The organism is Bradyrhizobium sp. Kon56, assembly GCF_055807635.1.
The window spans coordinates 1-230 of sequence record NZ_JBVVOU010000679.1; the positions used below are offsets into that span (position 1 = coordinate 1).

Annotated in this window: 1 protein-coding gene; it reads left to right on the forward strand. The window is 70.0% G+C overall.

Annotated elements, in window-relative coordinates:
* Nucleotides 1-230 (forward strand): alpha/beta hydrolase family protein (locus AC0L3B_RS40500; RefSeq protein ID WP_473383740.1); only part of this gene is annotated, 230 nt, incomplete at both ends.

Genomic DNA, 230 nt, shown 5'->3' on the forward strand with positions numbered 1-230 from the left:
TTGGGGCGGTAGCCAGGAGCGCGACCTGGAACGCGCCAAAGGCATCGCGGGGCTCGGCTGCGTGTGTTTGACCTTCGACCTGCGCGGCCATGCCGGCACCGGCATCCCGCTCTCCCGGGTCACCCGTGAAGACAACCTGCGCGACCTGCTCGCCGCTTACGACCGCCTGCTGTCCCACCCGGCGATCGACACTTCGGCGGTGGCGGTGGTGGGCACCAGCTATGGCGGCT